Here is a 19,480-nt window from a genome sequence, read left to right as displayed (position 1 = left end):
GCCGTGTTGGCGGCCGCGATCTTCTTCGCCTGCGGCTGCACCGCGACGCACACCTGCTTGGCCCAGGCGTCCGGCCCGCCGCCAGCACCACCCGGGCGAGTTCCGGATGCACGATGTCGCTGTGCGCCCCGCTCGGCGCACCCCCGTGACACACCACCGCGCAGGCGTCGACGTTGACACAACCCGACGTCGGCAGCGGTGAGTCGAGGGCCTCGGCCAGGGTCACCGAACGGGTGCCCGGCACCGCCTGGACGCCGTCGTGACCCATCGCGCCCCACTTGGCGCCCAGCACCCGCCCGATGTCGAGGGCGGTGAACGAGCGGTCGTCGTCCGCCATCCGCGAGGCCAGCGGATAGATCGTGCCGAGCGCCGAGTCGCAGTGCGAGAAGCAGCACACCAACGGGCCGTCCACGCGGTTCTGTTGACCTTGCAGCACGCCCCCGGTACGCGGATCGTCGGGCAGCCGGGCCGCGAACGCGTAGTGGGAGAAGGCCCCTTGGAGCAGCGTCACGGACTTGACCGTGTGCACTCCCTCGGGCAGACCCCGCAGGGCGAAGGACACCAGACGCCCACCGAAACTGTGCCCCACCAGATGCACCCGTACCTCCGGCGCCACCGCCGCGAGCCGCCCGACCACGGGACCGAGCCCCCGCTCGCCGACCGTGCCCGCGCGTCTCTTCATCGCGAAGTAGGCCGCCTGGCGCAGCAGTTCGCGCGCACCCTGCCACGGGTTCGGCAGCGCGAACTCCGTTTCCGGGCCCGGAGATCGAGGGTCTGCGAGATGGGCCAGCGCCCGTGCGAACTGGTCGCAGACCTCGGCCGCGGCGCCGACGGCGAGCATCCGCGGCTCGCACTGCGGTACCCCCTCCGCCAGCGTGTCCGCGCCGAACAGCGCTTGCGGACCGGGCGGTACCACCTCCACGAGCGCTCGCACCAACCGACCGAACTCCTCCAACTCCGTGTCCTGGCCCGGCTGTTGGTCCAGCATCCGGGCGATCTGGTCGATCACCGTCGCCTTGCCGGGGAAGGTGTCGAGGAGCGCGTGCCGGGTCTCGTCGTCGAGCGCCGGAGGGGCCGCCGGCCCGGCCGCCGCCACCGTTGATCGCGGGAAACTCGGGACCGGCTGGTCCGGGAACTCCATGGATGGCCAGATCACGCCCACGTACCCGATCCCGGCCTTCGGCGCGAGACGCGGAATCGGGGCGAAGAAGCGGCTGTAGAGGTGGGTGGCGGTGGAGCGGCGACTGTTCCACCCGTGCGCGAACACGATCAGCTCACCGACCCCGCGCTGCCGCACCTCCCGCAGCAGCCGGTCGCGTTCCTCCTGGTCGACGTCCCCGTCGGCGTCGAAGGTCAACTCCCAGTACGGGCTCACACTCATCGCCGGATCCGCCATGACAGGCCCCCATTTCCCCCGGAGCGGTGCGCTGTGGGCGCATCGTCCCGCTACCGGTGAAGATTGGCCATACGTCTCGACTCGCTTGTAGAGGAGCTATTCAGTTCGAACCCGCCGAGCACCCGGGCCTCTCGTGGGGCGTCCGCCCTTCCGGTGTCACATACCGACCGGTTAGTCTGGCCGGGCAGTGGAGCCGCAGTCGAAGGAGACCGATGGTGGAAGCCGTTCAGGGTGCCGGTGTGGTTGTGACGGGCGCGGGAGGTGGCATCGGCGCCGCCCTCGCGCGGCGGTTCGCTGCCGAGGGGGCCCGGGTCGTCGTGAACGACCTGGATGCCGAGCGGGCCAGGGCCGTCGCCGAGGAGATCGGCGGGATCGCCGTGCCGGGGGACGCCTCCGGCATCGTCGCTGCCGCCCAGGACGCTCTCGGCGGGACCGTCGACATCTACTGCGCCAACGCAGGGCTGGGTTCCGGTGGGTCGGAAGCCGCCGGTGAAGAGGTCTGGGCGCAGGCCTGGGACGTGAATGTCATGGCCCATGTGCGGGCCGCGGAAGCCTTGATCCCGGGGTGGCTGGAGCGGGGCGCAGGACGGTTCGTGTCCACCGTGTCGGCCGCCGGGCTGCTCACCATGATCGGGGCCGCGCCCTACAGCGTCACCAAGCACGGCGCGTACGCCTTCGCCGAGTGGCTGTCGCTGACCTACCGGCACCGGGGCCTCAAGGTGCACGCCATCTGTCCCCAGGGCGTCCGCACCGACATGCTGGCCGCCACCGGCAGCGCCGGGGACCTGGTGCTCCAGCCGACCGCCATCGAGCCCGACGCCGTCGCGGAGGCCCTGATGAAGGGGATCGAGGAGGACCGCTTCCTGATCCTGCCGCATCCCGAGGTCGCCGGGTACTACCAGGTCAGGGCCACCGAACCGGACCGCTGGCTGACCACCATGAACCACATCCAGCAGAAGTGGGAGGCTGGAGCGTGACCGACTCCCGCTACGCCGCCCAGCCCTGGCTGGCCCTGCTCAACGAGGCCCAGCGCGGGCCGATCAGCCCGGACGACTCCCTGGTGCACGCCCTGCGCCGGGTCGTCGCCGAGACACCCGACCGCACCTTCCTCACCTACTTCGACGGGCGCCTCGGCTACCGCGAGGTCGACGAGCTGAGCGACTCCGTCGCCGGGCATCTCGCCGCGCGGGGCCTTGAGCGCGGCGACCGGGTCGCCGTACTGCTGCAGAACTCGCCGCACTTCGTGCTCGCCCTGCTCGGTGCCTGGAAGGCGGGTGCGATCGTCGTGCCGGTCAACCCGATGTACAAGTCGGGGGAGGTGGCCCACGTCCTGCGGGACGGCGAGGTGACCGCGCTGATCTGCTCCGACCGCGCGTGGGAGTCGTATCTGCGCGAGACGGCCGCCGAGTCCCCGGTGCGGATCGTGCTCACCGCGTGCGAGCGGGACTTCCAGACCCGCGACGACGCGCGCGTGCTCACCTTCGAGCGGCTCCCGCAGGCGGCCGACGCCGACGACCTCGTGACGGTCGCCCGCCAGGACAACCCCGCACCCGAGGTCCCCGCCCCGGCCCCCTCCGACATCGCGCTGATCAGCTACACCTCGGGGACGAGCGGTGCCCCGAAGGGCGCCACCAACACGCACGGCAACATCCTGTACAACGCCGAACGGCAGCGCACCGGGCTCGGACTGCCGGACGCGCCGGTCTACTTCGCGATGGCGCCGCTGTTCCACATCACCGGAATGGTGTGCCAACTCGGCGCCTCCCTCGTCAGCGCGGGCTCGCTGGTGCTGGCGTACCGCTTCGAGGGCGGGACCGTGCTCGACGCGTTCGCCGAGCACAAGCCCCACTACACGGTCGGTCCGTCCACCGCCTTCATGGCGCTCGCCGCGCATCCGGCGGTCACCCCTGAGCACTTCGCGTCCTTCTGGAACATCTCCTCCGGCGGCGCGCCGGTGCCGCCCGCCCTGGTGGAGAAGTTCCGGGCCGGCTTCGGGCCGTACATCCGCAACGGCTACGGCCTCACCGAGTGCACCGCGCCCTGCGCCTCCGTGCCGCCCGCTCTGGAGGCACCCGTCGACCCGGCGTCCGGGACGCTGGCCGTGGGGGTGCCGGGGCCCGACACCGTCGTACGGATCGTCGACGACCAGGGCGAGGAGGTGCCCTTCGGCGAGCAGGGCGAGATCGTCGTGCGCGGACCGCAGGTCGTGCCCGGGTACTGGCGGCGCCCCGAGGCCACCGCCGAGACCTTCCCGGACGGTGAACTGCGCACCGGGGACATCGGGTTCATGGACCCCCAGGGCTGGCTGTACGTCGTCGACCGCAAGAAGGACATGATCAACGCGTCCGGCTTCAAGGTGTGGCCGCGCGAGGTCGAGGACGTGCTGTACACGCACCCGGCGGTGCGCGAGGCGGCCGTCGTCGGGGTGCCCGACGGGTACCGCGGCGAGACCGTGAAGGCGTACATCAGCCTGCGTCCGGGCGCCGAGACCGACCCCGATGAATTCGCCGTGTACTGCAAGGAGAGACTGGCCGCCTACAAATATCCGCGCCAGGTGGAGATCCTGCCCGAGCTGCCCAAGACGGCAAGTGGGAAGATCCTCCGACGGGAACTGCGTTCCCGGCCGCACAACAGCGCGTGAACAACTGAGAAAGGCAGGTGGCGGCAGTGCCCAGGACGACCGACGGAGACGGGGCTCCTGTCCCCCAGCGGCTCCTCGCCGCCGCCACCCGGCTCTTCGCCGAGCAGGGTTACGACCGCACCTCGGTGCAGGAGATCGTCGAGGCCGCGGGCGTCACCAAGGGGGCGCTGTACCACTACTTCGGCTCCAAGGACGACCTCCTGCACGAGGTGTACGCGCGCGTGCTGCGCCTCCAGCAGGAGCGTCTCGAGGTGTTCGCCGGCGCCGACGAGCCGGTCGAGAAGCGGCTGCGGGACGCCGCCGCGGATGTCGTCGTGACGACGATCGACAACCTCGACGACGCGTCCATCTTCTTCCGGTCGATGCACCATCTGAGCCCGGAGAAGAACAAGCAGGTGCGCGCCGAGCGCCGGCGCTACCACGAACGCTTCCGCGCGCTCGTCGAGGAGGGCCAGCGCGAGGGCGTCTTCTCCACGGCGACCCCGGCCGACCTCGTCGTGGACTACCACTTCGGCTCGGTCCACCACCTGTCGACCTGGTACCGCCCCGGCGGCCCGCTCACCCCGCAGCAGGTCGCCGACCACCTCGCCGACCTGCTGCTGCGCGCGCTGCGGCCGTAGACAACAAATCCGCTACGACTCGGGAGCGGGCCCCAGTCCCGCCTCCCGGGCCCAGGCCGCCGCCTCCGCGCGGTCCGCGACGCCCAGCTTGGCCAGGACCGCCGACATGTGGTTGCTGACGGTCTTGGGGGACAGTCCCAGTTGGGTGGCCACCGTCGAGTTGGGCCGGCCGGCGGCGATCAGGGCGAGGACGTCCCGTTCACGCGGGGTGAGCGTCGGGCACGGATCGGGTCGGGCGGGCGGCCGGCTGAGCTGTCCGAGCACCCGCCGGGCGACCCCCGGACCGAAGATCGCCTCACCGGCGGCCACCGCCCGGATCGCCCGGACGATCTCGTCCTGGCCCGCGCCCTTGAGGACATAGCCGAGGGCGCCCGCCCGCATCGCGGCGAACACCGAGTCGTCCTCCTCGACCATGGTGAGCATCAGCACGGCCACCCGGGGCGCGACCCGGCCGATCTCCCGGGTCGCCTCGATGCCGTTGAGGTCGGGCATCCGGATGTCCATCACCATCACCTGCGGACGCAGGGTCACCGCCGCCCGGACCGCCTCCCGCCCGCTCGCGGCGACCCCGACGACCCGTACCCGCGGGGTCCCGTCCCGCACGGACTCCAGGAGCGCGGCCAGCCCGGTACGGACCACGGGATGATCGTCGGCGAGCACGACCCGCAGCGCGTCCCCGTCGGCCCCGTCGTTCTCGGCCCCGGGTTCTCCGCCCGTCACGTCGCCCCTCCCAACGGCAGTGTCGCCACCACCCGCCCGTGCCCTGCCACACACCGGCCGCCCAGCTCGGCCGCGCGTTCCTGCATCGACGTGATGCCCACGCCCGGCGTCCACGCGGTCTCCTCGTCCACCGGCGAACCGTCGTCGCACACCTCCAGGCGCAGCCCGTCGCCGATCTCGATGCTCAGGTCCACCCGCGAGGCACGGGCATGGCGGGCCGCGTTGGTCAGCGCCTCGATCGCGATGCGGTACGCGGCGACCTCGACGGCGGCGGGCAGCGCCGGCAGCAGCTCCGGTGCCCGGACCCGCACCTGGAGCGGAACGCCGTCCGCCCGCCAGGACAGCCGTACCGCCCGCTCCCGCAGCGCGCCCAGCAGCCCCAACTGGTCCAGATCCGGCGGCCGTAGCCCGTCCACCAGCCGGCGCACCTCCGCGACCGCGCCCCCGACCTCGGACCGCAGCTCGACCAGCAGCGCCGCCGCCCGTTCCGGATCGAAGGCCAGCAGATTGCGTACGGCGTCCGCCTGGAAGGCCGCCCCCGCGAGGGTCGGCCCGAGCCCGTCGTGCAGATCGCGGCGGATCCGCCGCCGCTCCTCCTCGCGGGCGGCCACGATGCGTTCCCGGGAGTGCTGCAACTGCCGGGTGAGGTCGGTGGCGTGCAACGCGGCGGCCAGCGGTACGGCCAGGAGTTCCAGCACCGCCAGGTCGGCGGTATCGGGCTGCTGTTCGCCGGGGCGCAGCCCGATCACCAGCGCGCCGACGGTCCGGCCGTCGTAGTCCAGCGTTATGGCGTGGATCCGTTCCCCCGGTTCGCCCCAACTCCCGTCCGTCACCCCGGACTTCGACTCCACGCAGACGTACGGCAGCCGCAGTGCCTCGCCGACCGCCTCCGGGACCGCGTCGACGCCGGTGCCGGCCAGCCGTTCGCCGATGCGGGAGACCGCGCGCACCGGGTCGTGCCGGTCGCCGTACAGGGCGTGGCCGACGACGCGTTGCAGCAGGCGGCGGGCGGGTTCGAAGACGACGGCGAGGGTGACGGTGATCAGTGCCGGGCCGAGCAGCGCGGGGTCGGGGTTGAGGAGGGCCTGGGCGGAGGTGACGAGGCCGACGTAGGCGACGATCACGCCGACCGTGAGCGCGCCGTAGAGCAGGCTGCGGGAGACCACCAGGCGGATGTCGAGCAACTCCTCGCGGACCACCGCGATCATGATGGCGGTGGGCAGGAACAGGGTGCAGCACGAGGTGTAGACGGCCGGGAAGCCCATGATCTGCAGGGCCACGCTCAGCGCCAGCGGCAGTATGCCCGCGATCAGCCACAGCAGCCGGCGGCGGTCCTGCTCGTTGCCGCGCCGGTAGCGCATGGCCATGACGGCGAACACGGCGGCCAGCACCAGACAGGCCTTGGCGGTCTCGACGTCCCGCAGGGCGTGCATCCAGCCGTCCGGCACCGGGAGGTAGGAGGGCTGCGCGGGCGTGCCGCGGAACAGGCCCCAGTCGTCCCGGGCCCAGATCGCGAAGTCCAGCGGGGAGGAGAGGAGTTGGGCGATCAGCGCCCAGCGCCAGCGGGGGTCGGGGAGTCGGCCGTCGGGGAACAGGAAGAACACCAGCACGAACGCCGTGGAGCTGCCGAGGATCCAGGTGTGCCGGCCGACGGTCGTGAGCGTGTGCAGGACGTCCGGCGACCAGCCCCAGCGCAGGCCCTGGACGGCCAGTCCGATCGACATGCCCGTGAAGGCGTGGCCCAGCCCGTAGGCGATCAGCAGCCAGCCGATGGGATTGCGCGGCCGGTGCAGTGCGATCACCGTGCCGCAGACCGGGTAGGCGAGGCCGACCGCCAGGTCGACGACCATGTCGTAGTGGACCAGGTCCGCGAGGGAGACCTCGGCCGCCGCCAACGCGACCGCCCCGGCGGCCACTTGGAGTGCCGCCAGCCCCAACAGCACGTACGCCGTCGCCGCAGGTGGCCGGGTGCGCCCGTCGCGGTCGTTCATGCGTCCCATCGTGGGGGCGCGGCGCCCGGGTGTCTCGGGAACGCTTCCCGGTCCACCCGGGAGAGGTCCCCGGCGTCGCCCGAGGGATTCCCCTCAACTCCCGGCCCCCGTCGCCGTGATGCTCGTAGCAGCGGAACGGCGGGCACACCGCCGGACCGGACGACAGGAACCGACGGGGGAAACACCATGCTGTCAACGAAGCGACGCCTGACCGGCGTTGTCCTGGGCTCCCTGCTCGCTCTCGGCGGCACGGCGGCGGTGCCGGCCGCCGCGCAGACACCCGCACAGACACCGGCCCGGGCCGGGTGCGGCATTTCGGTGAACGAGCCTCACATCTACCAGCGTTGGAGCGCGCTCGGCGGAGCCGGCGGCTGGCTGGGCTGCCCGACCACCGGCACCCGGGACGTGTACCTGAACAACGTGTACGCGGGCAAGCGCCAGTACTTCACCTACGGCACCGCCACCTGGTCGCCGCGCCAGGGCTCCAACATGGTCGTCGCCGCGTGGGAGGACCGCGGCTACGCCTACTTCAACTGGGGCACGACGGCCCCGGAGCACCACTACGACTCGTTCCTGGTCCGCTGGACCAGCGCCTCCGACCCCGGCGGCACCCAACGGGAGTTCCGCGGCTCCACGTCCGGCCGGATCCGGGTGCTGGAGCGGAACACCGGCGCCTACGTCTTCACCGTCGAGGGCTGTGACATCGGCACCTTCGGCCACACCTGCCGCCAGGGCTGGACGCTGAAGGCGAGCACGCCCAACTGACCATCACCTCGGGGGAACGGGGCTGGAAGGGGTGCGACCACCCTTCCAGCCCCACACGTGCCCACAGGTACTACCGGTACTACAGGTACTGCTTCAACTCCCGGCGCGCCAGCGACCGTTGGTGCACCTCGTCCGGGCCGTCGGCCAGCATCAGGGTGCGGGCGCTCGCGTACAGCTCGGCCAGCGGGAAGTCCTGGCTCACACCGCCCGCGCCGTGCAGTTGGATCGCCCGGTCGAGGATGCCGACGACCGTCCGCGGGGTGGCGATCTTGATGGCCTGGATCTCCGTGTGGGCACCCTTGTTGCCGACCGTGTCCATCATCCAGGCCGTCTTGAGGACCAGCAGCCGCAGTTGCTCTACGGCGACCCGCGCGTCCGCGATCCAGTTGTGCACCACGCCCTGCTGGGCCAGCGCCTTGCCGAAGGCCTGCCGTGAGATCGCCCGTCGGCACATCAGCTCGATGGCCCGCTCGGCCATGCCGATCAGCCGCATGCAGTGGTGGATACGGCCCGGACCGAGCCGCGCCTGGGCGATGGCGAAGCCGCCGCCCTCCTCGCCGACCAGGTTCGTCACCGGCACCCGCGCGTGGTCGAAGACCACCTCGGCGTGGCCGCCGTGCGAGTGGTCCTCGTAGCCGAAGACCCGCATCGCCCGCTTGACCGTGACGCCCGGGGTGTCGCGGGGGACCAGGACCATGGACTGCTGGCGGCGGATATCGGCGCCGTCCGGATCGGTCTTGCCCATCACGATGAAGATCTTGCAGTCCGGGTTCATCGCCCCGGAGATGTACCACTTGCGGCCGGTGATCACGTACTCATCACCGTCGCGCTCGATGAGTGTCGTGATGTTGGTGGCGTCCGAGGAGGCCACCTCCGGCTCGGTCATCGCGAAGGCCGAGCGGATCTCACCGGCGAGCAGCGGCTCCAGCCACTGCTTCTTCTGCTGTTCGTCGCCGAACTGGGTGAGCACCTCCATGTTGCCGGTGTCCGGTGCCGCACAGTTCAGCGCGGTGGGCGCCAAGTGTGGGGAGCGACCGGTGATTTCGGCCAGTGGCGCGTACTGCAGGTTGGTCAGGCCCGCGCCGTACTCGGAGTCGGGCAGGAAGAGGTTCCACAGGCCCTGCCTGCGCGCCTCCGCCTTCAACTCCCCGACCACGGCAGGGGTGTCCCAGGGGGAGGCGAGCTGAGCGCGCTGCTCCTCGGCGACGGGCTCGGCCGGATAGACGTACTCGTCCATGAAGGCCAGGAGCTTGGCGCGCAGTTCCTCGGTGCGTGCGTCGAACGCGAAGTCCATGGTGGATCAGCCTTCCTGAAGGGTGGTCAGGCCGTGCTCGATGAAGACGGGGACCAGTTCGCCGATGCGGTCGAAGCCGCGCCCGACCGTCTGGCCCAGGGTGTAGCGGTAGTGGATGCCCTCCAGGATCACGGCGAGCTTGAACCAGGCGAACGCCGTGTACCAGGCGACCGCGGAGACGTCGCGCCCCGAGCGCGCGGCGTACCGCTCGATGAGTTCGGCCGGTGCGGGGTGGCCCGGGGCCGAAGCGGTCGTGGAAATGGGGGAGTTGGGCAGCTTCAGCGGGATGCTGTACATCACCAGCAGACCGAGGTCGGTGAGCGGGTCGCCGAGCGTGGACATCTCCCAGTCGAGGATGGCCTTGATGCGGTCGTCGTCACCGATGAGCACGTTGTCGAGCCGGTAGTCGCCGTGCACGACCGCCGGGGCGGGGGAGTCGGGGAGGCGGCGGCCGAGGGCCGCGTGCAACTCCTCGACGCCGGCCAGTTCGCGGTTGCGGGAGGCGTCCAACTGCTTGCCCCAGCGCCGCAGTTGGCGGTCCAGGAAGCCCTCGGGCCGGCCGAAGTCCGCGAGGCCCACCTCGGCGGGGTCCACCGAGTGCAACTCGACCAGCGTGTCGACCAGTTCGAGGACGGCGCCCCGGGTGCGGTCCGGGCCGAGCGGGGCGAGTTCGTCGGCGGTGCGGTACGGCGTGCCGTCCACGAACTCCATGACGTAGAACGGCGCCCCGAGCACCTCGTCGTCCTCGCAGAGCAGCACAGGCCTGGGCACCGGTACGTTCGTCGGGTGCAGGGCGCTGATCACGCGGTGCTCGCGCTTCATGTCGTGTGCGGTGGCCAGTACATGGCCGAGCGGGGGGCGCCGTACGACCCACTTCGCGGAGCCGTCGGTGACCGCGTAGGTGAGGTTCGACCGTCCGCCCTCGATCAGCCGGCCGGACAGGGCACCGGTCACCAGACCGGGCCGCTCGCGGTCGAGCAGACCGCGCAGCCGGTCGAGATCGAGTCCGGGCGGGTGGTCGGGGCTCATACATCACTCCTACGAACGGATGAACAAGACTCGACTCATCATGCCGACCAGTCGGTATGTCGTCCAGTAGAGGAGCGAAACGTGACCGGAGCCACGATAGGCCCGGATCCGCCGTCGAACGGCGAATCCAGGCCCAAGTCCCTCAGTGATCGTCCCAGTGCCCGTCGTGCAGGGCGTGCCGGTGACCGTCGTGCACATAGTCGACGTGGTCGCCGTGCAGCACACTCTCGTGCCCGCAGTCCTGCCCGTGCCGGTGCTCGTGCCCCTCATGAGCGACATGCCCGCCCGGCTCGCACTCGTCCCAGTGCCCACCGTGCTCGCGGTGCAGATGCCCGTCGTGCGCGTAGTCGACATGGTCCTCGTGCGGCACGGCGGCGTGCCCGCAGTCCGGGCCGTGCGCGTGGGTGTGGGCGGAGTGCTCCAGATGCAGGACGGTCATGGCGCTCACCTTCGGTAGTGCGGTCGATGACGTCGCACAGGTTGCCACGCGAATGCGGTGTATTGGGTCATTCTGGGCGCGTGGCGGTGGGCTTGGTGCACGGGTGCGCTGAGGGGGGTGCCGTGGGCTTGGGGCGGTGTGCGGATTGGGCGGGGTGTCGCGTGAACGGCTAGTGGTTCGGCGGGAGCGGGCCCGCGCGCGAGCTTCGCCGCGGGTGCGGGTGCGGGTGCGGGTGCCGGCCGGGGCCCCGCGTGAGCAGTCCACGCTCCCGATCGGTGGCTCCGGGCCGGAGCGCGCTACCGCGTGATCGGCCCGTGCTGCGTGATCGGCCCGTGCTGCGTGATCGGGCCGTGCTGCGTGATCGGGCCGTGCCGCGCGATCGGGCCGTGCCGCGCGATCGGCCCGTGCCGCGATCGGCTGGCGCTGCTTCGTGCATCGGCGCCCCGAGGGCGTCGGTATCCCCGCTCGACCCACCCGACACACGGCCCGCCTCAATACACAAGCACCGCCGCACACACCGCCACAGCCACCGTGCACAGCACCGCCGTCGTGGCGAGGCGAGGGGAAAGGGCCGGGGGTGTGGCGTCCGCCGTGAGGGTGCGGATGCGGTGGTGGGCCACGGCCAGGAAAGCCAGCCAGAGGGTGCAGCACAGGGCGCAGATCAGCACGCCTTCCGGGCGGGCTCCGCCGTGGAGGGAGGCCTTGACGGCCAGTACCGCGGCGACCGTGCTCGACAGGGTCGTGCGGCGCCAGGCCAGTCGGGTGCGCTCGGGTTGGAGGCCCGGGTCGCGGTCCGGGGCCGGAGTTCTGGTCATCCTTCCCAGCCGGCGAGTACGACGACGACCATCACCACGGCCACCACCGCGACGGCGATGCTCAGCAGCGCCGGGAAACGCGACACCGGAAGATCCTCGCCCCGCCGCATCGCCCGCTCGCAGCGCACCCAGTGGTTGACCGCGCGCAGTGAGCACAGAACGCCCGCCGCGAGCAGCGCGAGGGCGAGGCCGACCCGCCAGGCCCAGCGCAGGTCCGGCAGGAACTGGTCGACCGCGAAACCCCCGCCGATCAGCGCGAGCGCGGTACGCAGCCACGCCAGGAAGGTGCGCTCGTTGGCCAGCGAGAACCGGTAGTCGGGTGTGCCGCCCTCCTCGCGGATCTCCTGGGGCGCGAACCACAGCCGGACGTTCCGTGCGAATTCGATCACGGGCAGGACCCTATCCGGCCCGTCCGGCCGACTCTTCCCGGTACGCCTTGAGCTTCTCGTAGGCCACCAGCCCGTCCGGCACCCACTCCCACTCCTCCAGTCGCCGCACGATCTCCCCCTCCTCCAGGAAGGCGTGCCAGGCGACCTCCTCGACCTGCGGACTGACCGGAAGGTCGCAGCGCACCTCGTACACCGCCGACCACCAGGTCCGACCGGCCCCGTCGTCGTACAGGAACTTGAAGAGGAAGCCGGGATGCGGCAGCCCGGAGACGCCCAGTTCCTCCTGGGCCTCGCGCAGCGCCGCCTCGTCGTAGGACTCGCCCGCGCCGACCACCCCGCCGACGAACATGTCGTAGAGGGACGGGAAGACCAGCTTCATGGATGTACGGCGGTGGACGAAGATACGGCCCTGCGCGTCCCGTGCCTGGATGAAGACCGCGCGGTGGCGCAGGCCTCTTGCGTACGCCTCGCCGCGTGGGGCCTGCCCGGTGACCTGGTCGTGCTCGTCGACGATGTCGAGGAGTTCGTCTGCTGCGCTCATGTCCCCATCCAAACAGGGGCCGGGCCGTCCGTGTCGGTCAGCGGCGCTGGAGATCCAGGACCGGCCTCGGCTTCGTGGTGCCGCACGGCATCGCGGGGTGCATCCCGAGCAGCAGGATGCCGACGACGATCCCGGCGAGGCCCACCGCCTCCCAGGCCAGCGCGCCGGTGTCGGTGCGCAGCCGGTCGCCCAGGAAACCCACCCCGCAGATGATCCCGGCCAGCGGCTGGGCCGCGGTGAGGGCGGGCAGCGACATCCGCAGGGGAGCGGTCTCGAACGCGCTCTGCACGAGGATCAGACCGGTCACCCCGAGCGCGAGCACACCGTACGGCTGCCAGCCGGTGACGAGTTCGGTGAGGCCGCCCTCGGTGAAGCGCTGGCCGCTGACCCGGGTCAGCGCGTCCTGCACGCCGTAGAGGAGCCCGGCGGCCAGGGCCAGCAGGACCGGGCCCGAGCTGAGCCGGGACCGCTTGGCGTACGTCGTGAGGAGCAGGGCCAGCCCGACCATCGCGCCGATGATCAGCCAGTGGCGAAAGGGGTTCGTGACCGCCGTCCCGCTGCGCGGCTCGCCCGCGACGATGAAGGTCGTGACGCCGCCCGCGAGCAGCGCGAGGCCCGCCCAGCCCTGACGGCCCAGGGGCTGTCTGGTCTGCTTGCGGGAGAGGGCGAGCGCGAAGAGCAGGTTCGTCGCGAGGAGCGGTTCGACCAGGGAGACCTCGCCGCGGCTGAGCGCTATCGCGCCGAGCACCATGCCCGCGACCATCAGACCGATACCGCCGAGCCAGCGCGGCACCCGCATCAGGTCGAGGAGCAGCCGCGGCGAGAGGAAGTCGCTCAGGGGTGCCTGCTGGGCCACGTTCTGCTGGAGCACGAACCCGAAGCCGAGGCAACAGGCCGCGCTCACCGAGAGCATCAGAACCAGAACCGACACGCTGCGTACCTCGATCGTTGGGCCGGGCTACGGGATGCGTTGGGGCGACTGTAGCGCCCCGGGGTCCGGCTTGCCCCTGGAGGTTCCCGGATGCGGGACCGTTCGGCCATGGTCCGCTGCCGGGCGCCCGAGCGCCATGGCCTACGCCACATCGGTGCCCCATGAACGCTTGGAAGCGTACCGTCCCGGGTACGGGGTGGGACCACAAGTACCGCACACGTAACGGCAGTTGACAGGTGTAACGGTGGTGCGGCCCTTGACGTGAAGCATTGGCGGAGGGTTTGCTGTGCGTGATCGGCCGATAGCGCGCCGATGTCCCGCAGCGTCGCGTGAGGATCGTGAGGAATACCCGGGTGTCCCCACCCCCGCCACCCCTCGGACGCCGTCACAAGCGTGCGTCCCAGGCCTTCGACGCCGCGCTCGACGACGATCAACTCGTCGCCGCACGGGCCGCGTTGGCCCAGGGTCGCTGGCAGGTGGCGCGCGGGCTGCTCGCCCGGACGGGCGACGACTGGGACCTGCGCGCCCACCGGGTCACCGTCCTCGCCCTGGAGCCCTACACCGCCGCCTGGTCCCGCGACTGGCTGCTCGCCGAGCCCGAGTCCGGTGACGCCTCCGTTTTGCTCGCCTTGGCCCAGGTCCAGCGCGTGCTGGCGGGCAAGGAGAAACCGGCCCGCGCCCGCGACGCCTGCCGCGCGGCGGCGGCCCGGGTGCCCGCCGACCCGACGCCGTGGCTCGGGCTGCTGCTCCTGGAGCATGCCGTCGGCGCCGACGAGGACGTGGTCCGGCTCTTCGACGAGGTCCGTCACCGGCACGCCGACCACCACCACGCCCACCATCTGATGGTGGCCCGGCTGGCGGAGCGCAGGGCCGCCGCCGGCCTCGACCCGCTGCACGAGGTCTACGACTTCGCCTACTGGGCCGCCGAACAGGCCCCCGCCGACTCCCCGCTCGCCATCCTGCCGGTGATCGCCCACGCCGAGCGCTACCGCGTGCTGGCCGCCGCCGGTCTGGAACCCGCCGATCCGGCCGCCTCCGGGCACTGGTCGGGACGCCGGGCCCGGCAGGTGATGAAGGCCGCCTTCGACTGGTGGCTGGAGTGGGAGCACGAAGGACATCCGCGCCGCCTGGTCGACCTCAACTTCCTCGCCCACGCCAAGTGCTGCGAGGGCCGGAGCGCCGAGGCCGCCGCCCTGTTCCACCGCATCGGGGAGCACCCGACCCCGGCCCCGTGGTCCTACCCCGACCGCGACCCGCTCACCGCCTTCCGTGCCGCACGCGACACCGCGCTCGGTACGTCGTAACGCCCCCGTAGCGACCCCTCGGCGATCCCTCAGTGATCCCTCAGTGACCCGAAAGGACGTTCCCGCCATGACGACGGGCAGTTCCAGCACGAGCAGCGCCACCGCCGACGGCAGCGGTATCAGCACGTTCAGAGGGCAGGAACGCGCACTGCGCGCCGACCGGCTCGGCACCGGAGGCCTGCTGCTCTCCGTGCTCGCGGCGACCGCGCCCCTCATGGTGGTCGCAGGTGTCATGCCCACCACATTTGCGGTGATGGGCATCGAGGGGCAGCCGCTGCTCTTCGTCCTCCTCGGCGTCGTCCTGGTCCTCTTCAGCGTCGGCTACGCCGAGATGAGCCGGCACGTCCACAACGCGGGTGCCTTCTACGCGTACATCTCCCGCGGCCTCGGCGGCACCGCCGGCGCGAGCGCGGCCCTGGTGGCGCTCGTCGCGTACAACGCCCTCCAGTTCGCCATCTACGGCATCTTCGGCTTCGAGGTCTCCGGGCTGTTCTCCACCTATGTCCATCTCCAAGTGGCCTGGTGGATACCGGCGTTGGCGGGCGTGCTCGTCGTAGGAACGCTCGGCTGGCTGAAGATCGACGTCAACGCGCGCGTGCTCGGCGTCCTGCTGGTCGTCGAGGTCGCCCTCGTCGTCATCTTCGACATCGCGGCCGTCGCCGACCCGGCCAAGGAGGGCCTGTCCCTGCACGCCTTCAACCCGGACACCCTCGGCGGCGCCGGGATCGGCACCGCCCTCTGCTTCTGCATCGCCGCCTTCCTCGGCTTCGAACAGGCCCCGGTGTACGCGGAGGAGACCAGCCAGCCGCACATCCTGGTGCCGCGCGTGATGTACCTGGCCGTCGGCGGCGTCGCCGTCTTCTTCGCGCTGAGCTGCTGGGCGCTCACCGTCGCGACGGGGCCCTCCCAGATCGTCGGTGTCTCCCAGAAGCAGAGCGCCGGCCTGCTCTTCTACCTCACCGAGTCCCGGCTCGGCGGCACCTTCACCGACGTGCTGCACGTCCTGTTCGTCACCGGCATGTTCGCGGCCATGCTCAGCTTCCACAACGTCGTCGCCCGGTACGCCTTCGCCATGGGCCGCGAGGGACTGCTGCCGTCCGCCTTCGGCCGTACGACGGGCTCCAACGGCGCCCCCGCCGCCGGCTCGCTGCTCCAGACCGCCGTGTCCGCCGTGATCGTCATCGTCTTCGCGATCGTCGACGACAAGCCCACCGGCGACCCGACCGAGCCGGTCCTGCACCTGTTCACCTGGTTCGGCAACATCGGCGCCCTCGGCGTGATCGTGCTGATGGCCGCTGCCTCGCTCTCGGTGATCGTCTTCTTCGCCCGCCGCGGCGCCGCGGGCGCCCAGGCCTGGCGGCTGGTCGCCGCCGGGCTGGCCGGTGTCGCGCTCGTCGTCATCGCCGTCTACACGGTCAAGGACTTCGACGTCCTGGTCGGTGCCGGCCCGAACTCCTCCCTGAGCTGGATCCTGCCCGGCATCATCGGCCTCGCCCTGCTCGTCGGCCTGGCCCAGGGCCTGTTCCTGCGCTCCCGCAACCCCGAGGCGCATGCCCGGATCGGTCTCGGCAACGAGGCGTTCCAGCTCGACAAGGCGGCGACGGAGGCGTCGTAGGAACGGGTCGTCGAAACTCTGGTCGCTGAGAAGCACGTAAGAAGTGGTTACGGAAGTCTGACGGGTATCCGCGATCCCTGGCCGTGCCGGGGTCGCGGGTGTTCGAATGAATGCGTGAACCCTGAACAACCCGAGCCCGAGAGGGCGGGAAAGGCCGAGGGCCGGCCGATCGGCCGCCGCGTCCTGCTCGGCACCCTCGGCCTGGGCGCCCTCGGCGTCGTCACCGCGCCCGCCGTGCAGAAAGGCATGGAGGGGTTCCTCGGCGCCATGTCCGGCAAGGACCCCACGGGGCTGACCGGACTGCTCCCGAACGGCGGCGGTTTCCGCTACTACTCCGTCACCGGGTCCGTACCGCACAAGAGCGCCCAGAACTACCGGCTGACCGTCGACGGCCTGGTCGACAAACCGGCCTCCTACACCCTGGCCGACCTGCGGGCCCTGCCGCAGACCCGGCTGGTCAAGGACGTCCAGTGCGTCACCGGCTGGCGGGTTCCCGGGACCCCCTTCGAGGGGGTGCGACTGTCCCGGCTCCTGGAGGCCGCGGGAGTGCGCGCCAAGGCCGGGGCGGTCCGCTTCACCTGCTTCGACGGCGCCTACACGGAGAGCCTCACCCTCGACCAGGCGCGGCGCTCCGACATCCTGGTCGCGCTGCGTATGCAGGACAAGGACCTGGGCCACGACCACGGCGGCCCGGTCCGTCTCTACGTCGCCCCCATGTACTTCTACAAGTCCGCGAAGTGGCTCTCCGGCATCACGGTCACCGAGGACGTGAAGCCCGGATACTGGGAGGACCGGGGCTACGACGTCGACGCCTGGGTCGGCAAGTCGAACGGACGCGACGATGTCCCTACGAGCTGACACCCCCGCCCCGCGCACGGAGCCGTCGGCCCGCGTCCGCCGCTTCGGCCGCACCGAGCGCTGGGTCCACCGGACGACGGCCGCGCTGATGGGCATCTGCGTGGCCACCGCGGCCTGCCTCTACATCCCCCAGTTCGCCGAACTCGTCGGCCGCCGCGAACTCGTCGTCCGGATCCACGAGTTGGCCGGAATCGCCCTCCCCGTTCCCGTCCTGATCGGCCTCGTCAACCGCGGCTTCCGCGTCAACCTCGGCTTCCTGAACCGCTTCGGCCCGCACGACCGGGTCTGGCTGCGCGGTGCCGTGATGCGCGACAAACGCCGATCGGCCCGCCCCGCGGGCAAGTTCAACGCCGGCCAGAAGATCTACGCCAACTGGATCGCCGGCGCCACCCTGGTCATGCTCGGCACGGGCCTGATGATGTGGTTCACCCACCTCACCCCGATCATGTGGCGCACCAGCGCGACCTTCGTCCACGACTGGCTCGCCCTGACCAGCGGCATCGTCCTCGGCGGCCACATCGGCATGGCCCTGGGCGATCCGGAGGCACGTCAGGGGTTGCGTACGGGGTCGGTCAGCAGGGAGTGGGCGAAACGGGAACACCCGTTGTGGAAACCGTAGGGAAGCGCCCCGCACGGAGTGGCCGGGTGCACGGCAACTGCCGTACCGGCGACCGGACCTGTGGGCCCGGGGCCGTAGGACATGACCGTGCCCCTAGATGATCAGCGAGAGGAGGAGGACCAGTCCGCCGGCGACCACCGAGATGATCGTCTCCATGACCGACCAGGTCTTGAGGGTCTGGCCGACGCTGAGGCCGAAGTACTCCTTCACCAGCCAGAACCCGGCGTCGTTGACATGGCTGAAGAAGACCGAGCCCGCGCCGATCGCCAGCACCAGGAGGGCGGTGTGGGTGGTCGACATGTCGGCGGCCAGCGGGGCGACCAGACCGGCCGCCGAGATGGTGGCCACCGTCGCCGAACCGGTCGCCAGCCGGATCGCCACCGCGATCAGCCAGGCCAGCAGCAGCGCCGGGATCGACCAGTCCTTGGAGATGTCCAGGATCATCTGGCCGACGCCGGAGTCGATCAGCGTCTGCTTGAAGCCGCCGCCCGCGCCGACGATGAGCAGGATGCCCGCGATCGGCATCAGGCCCTTCTCGACGGTCGTGGAGAGGCGCTCCCTGGTGAACCCGGCCGGGCGGCCCAGCGTGAACATGCCCACGATGACGGCCGCGAGGAGCGCGATCAGCGGGGAGCCGATCACGTCGAAGACGCGCTGCACGGAGTGCTCGGGGTCGTCGATGATGACGTCGACCAGCGCCTTGGAGAGCATCAGCACGACCGGCAGCAGGATCGTGGCGAGGGTCGCGCCGAAGCCGGGACGGCTCTCCAGCTCCTCGGAGGGACGCTCCGGGAGCATGCGGTCCGGCGCCTGGACGTCCACCCAGCGGGCGGCGACCTTCGAGAACAGCGGACCGGCGATGATCACGGTCGGGATGGCGACCAGTACGCCGAGTGCGAGGGTCAGCCCGAGGTTGGCCTTCACCGCGTCGACCGCGACCAGCGGCCCGGGGTGCGGCGGAATGAGGCCGTGCATGACCGACAGACCGGCCAGTGCCGGGATGCCGATGCGCATCAGCGAGTAGTTGCCGCGCTTGGCGACCATCAGCACGACCGGGATCAGCAGCACGATGCCGACCTCGAAGAACAGCGGCAGCCCGATCACCGAGGCGATCAGGACCATCGCCCACGGCATCGACCGGGGACCGGCCTTCGCGAGGATCGTGTCGACGATCTGGTCCGCGCCGCCCGAGTCGGCGAGCAGCTTGCCGAGGATCGCGCCCAGCGCGATCAGCACGCCGACACCGGCGACCGTGGAGCCGAGTCCGGTGGTGAAGCTGGTGATGGTCTTGTCCAGCGGCGCCCCGGCGAACGCGCCGAGCGCGAGCGAGCCGATGGTCAGCGCCAGGAAGGCGTGCATCTTGAACTTGGTGATGAGCAGGACGATGACGGCGATGCCCGCCAGTACGGCGATGCCCAACTGCGCGTGGCCGGCCGAGGTGATGGGCTCGACGGGGTCCGCTGCCAGCATCTCGACGCTGAGTCTGGTCACAGTGGATTCCTTGCGGATTCGG

19 protein-coding genes are annotated in these 19,480 nt (G+C 71.2%); 8 read left to right on the top strand and 11 right to left on the bottom strand.

Annotated features, from left to right (window positions below):
• Nucleotides 1-1,396 (bottom strand): hypothetical protein (locus ABZT04_RS19345; protein WP_356057853.1); only part of this gene is annotated, 1,396 nt, incomplete at its 3' end.
• 212 nt (nt 1,397-1,608) lie between these two features.
• Between ABZT04_RS19345 and ABZT04_RS19340 the strand changes: the two genes are divergently transcribed.
• From ABZT04_RS19340 to ABZT04_RS19330, 3 genes are read left to right on the top strand one after another with little or no spacing between them, the layout of a single operon-like run.
• Nucleotides 1,609-2,373, top strand: a complete 765-nt coding sequence (locus ABZT04_RS19340) for an SDR family oxidoreductase (RefSeq protein WP_356057852.1) — start codon at nt 1,609-1,611, stop codon at nt 2,371-2,373.
• The gene (locus tag ABZT04_RS19335) at nt 2,370-4,037 is read left to right on the top strand and encodes an AMP-binding protein (RefSeq protein WP_356057851.1); all 1,668 of its coding nucleotides are present in this window, start codon (nt 2,370-2,372) and stop codon (nt 4,035-4,037) included. The genes ABZT04_RS19340 and ABZT04_RS19335 overlap by 4 nt, the downstream gene beginning before the upstream one ends.
• Nucleotides 4,038-4,063: 26 nt before the next feature.
• Entirely contained in the window at nt 4,064-4,657 is a 594-nt protein-coding gene (locus tag ABZT04_RS19330; RefSeq protein ID WP_356057850.1) for a TetR/AcrR family transcriptional regulator, read from the top strand.
• Between the two features lie 12 nt (nt 4,658-4,669).
• Here ABZT04_RS19330 and ABZT04_RS19325 read toward each other — a convergent pair whose 3' ends face one another.
• Together ABZT04_RS19325 and ABZT04_RS19320 are read right to left on the bottom strand one after the other, a co-directional pair.
• Nucleotides 4,670-5,377, bottom strand: coding sequence for a response regulator transcription factor (locus ABZT04_RS19325; protein ID WP_356057849.1), 708 nt, complete (start codon nt 5,375-5,377; stop codon nt 4,670-4,672).
• Nucleotides 5,374-7,368, bottom strand: a complete 1,995-nt coding sequence (locus tag ABZT04_RS19320) for a histidine kinase (RefSeq protein ID WP_356057847.1) — start codon at nt 7,366-7,368, stop codon at nt 5,374-5,376. Before ABZT04_RS19320 ends, ABZT04_RS19325 begins: the two co-directional genes overlap by 4 nt.
• A 186-nt stretch (nt 7,369-7,554) precedes the next feature.
• Here ABZT04_RS19320 and ABZT04_RS19315 point away from each other — a divergent pair, with 186 nt between their 5' ends.
• Nucleotides 7,555-8,133, top strand: coding sequence for a hypothetical protein (locus ABZT04_RS19315; protein ID WP_355906359.1), 579 nt, complete (start codon nt 7,555-7,557; stop codon nt 8,131-8,133).
• 79 nt (nt 8,134-8,212) lie between these two features.
• On the opposite strand, the gene ABZT04_RS19310 is transcribed toward ABZT04_RS19315, so the two are convergent.
• The 7 genes from ABZT04_RS19310 to ABZT04_RS19280 form a co-directional block, all read right to left on the bottom strand.
• The gene (locus ABZT04_RS19310) at nt 8,213-9,427 is read right to left on the bottom strand and encodes an acyl-CoA dehydrogenase family protein (protein ID WP_356057846.1); all 1,215 of its coding nucleotides are present in this window, start codon (nt 9,425-9,427) and stop codon (nt 8,213-8,215) included.
• Between the two features lie 6 nt (nt 9,428-9,433).
• Complete coding sequence (locus tag ABZT04_RS19305; RefSeq protein ID WP_356057845.1) at nt 9,434-10,456, bottom strand: phosphotransferase family protein; 1,023 nt, start codon at nt 10,454-10,456, stop codon at nt 9,434-9,436.
• Between the two features lie 142 nt (nt 10,457-10,598).
• Nucleotides 10,599-10,895 (bottom strand): hypothetical protein, encoded by a 297-nt coding sequence (locus ABZT04_RS19300; protein ID WP_356057844.1) that lies wholly within the window; start codon nt 10,893-10,895, stop codon nt 10,599-10,601.
• Between the two features lie 491 nt (nt 10,896-11,386).
• Nucleotides 11,387-11,710 carry a DUF202 domain-containing protein gene (locus ABZT04_RS19295; protein ID WP_356057843.1) on the bottom strand — a complete coding sequence of 108 codons (324 nt, stop codon included), beginning with the start codon at nt 11,708-11,710 and terminating at the stop codon, nt 11,387-11,389.
• On the bottom strand, nt 11,707-12,099 hold the full coding sequence (locus ABZT04_RS19290) for a DUF202 domain-containing protein (protein WP_355906374.1): 393 nt from the start codon (nt 12,097-12,099) through the stop codon (nt 11,707-11,709). Before ABZT04_RS19290 ends, ABZT04_RS19295 begins: the two co-directional genes overlap by 4 nt.
• A gap of 10 nt (nt 12,100-12,109) precedes the next feature.
• Nucleotides 12,110-12,640 carry an NUDIX domain-containing protein gene (locus ABZT04_RS19285; protein WP_356057842.1) on the bottom strand — a complete coding sequence of 177 codons (531 nt, stop codon included), beginning with the start codon at nt 12,638-12,640 and terminating at the stop codon, nt 12,110-12,112.
• Nucleotides 12,641-12,677: 37 nt separating this feature from the next.
• Nucleotides 12,678-13,571: a DMT family transporter gene (locus ABZT04_RS19280; protein ID WP_356057840.1), complete on the bottom strand. Its 894-nt coding sequence runs from the start codon at nt 13,569-13,571 to the stop codon at nt 12,678-12,680.
• Between the two features lie 353 nt (nt 13,572-13,924).
• On the opposite strand from ABZT04_RS19280, the gene ABZT04_RS19275 reads away from it, so the two are divergent.
• The 4 genes from ABZT04_RS19275 to ABZT04_RS19260 all read left to right on the top strand — a co-directional run bounded on the left by ABZT04_RS19275 (nt 13,925) and on the right by ABZT04_RS19260 (nt 17,967).
• Nucleotides 13,925-14,875: a hypothetical protein gene (locus ABZT04_RS19275; protein WP_356057839.1), complete on the top strand. Its 951-nt coding sequence runs from the start codon at nt 13,925-13,927 to the stop codon at nt 14,873-14,875.
• 67 nt (nt 14,876-14,942) lie between these two features.
• Complete coding sequence (locus tag ABZT04_RS19270) at nt 14,943-16,490, top strand: APC family permease (RefSeq protein ID WP_356057838.1); 1,548 nt, start codon at nt 14,943-14,945, stop codon at nt 16,488-16,490.
• Nucleotides 16,491-16,604: 114 nt separating this feature from the next.
• Complete coding sequence (locus tag ABZT04_RS19265) at nt 16,605-17,348, top strand: molybdopterin-dependent oxidoreductase (RefSeq protein ID WP_356057837.1); 744 nt, start codon at nt 16,605-16,607, stop codon at nt 17,346-17,348.
• Nucleotides 17,332-17,967: a cytochrome b/b6 domain-containing protein gene (locus tag ABZT04_RS19260; RefSeq protein ID WP_356057835.1), complete on the top strand. Its 636-nt coding sequence runs from the start codon at nt 17,332-17,334 to the stop codon at nt 17,965-17,967. The genes ABZT04_RS19265 and ABZT04_RS19260 overlap by 17 nt, the downstream gene beginning before the upstream one ends.
• A gap of 93 nt (nt 17,968-18,060) precedes the next feature.
• On the opposite strand, the gene ABZT04_RS19255 is transcribed toward ABZT04_RS19260, so the two are convergent.
• Complete coding sequence (locus ABZT04_RS19255) at nt 18,061-19,458, bottom strand: gluconate:H+ symporter (RefSeq protein ID WP_356057834.1); 1,398 nt, start codon at nt 19,456-19,458, stop codon at nt 18,061-18,063.
• Nucleotides 19,459-19,480 lie beyond the last annotated feature (22 nt).

Origin of the sequence: Streptomyces sp. NPDC005492, assembly GCF_040605995.1 — a bacterium.
Classification (GTDB): domain Bacteria; phylum Actinomycetota; class Actinomycetes; order Streptomycetales; family Streptomycetaceae; genus Streptomyces.
Note: the sequence above shows the minus strand (reverse complement) of the source record. Positions and strands in the feature narration are given on the sequence as shown.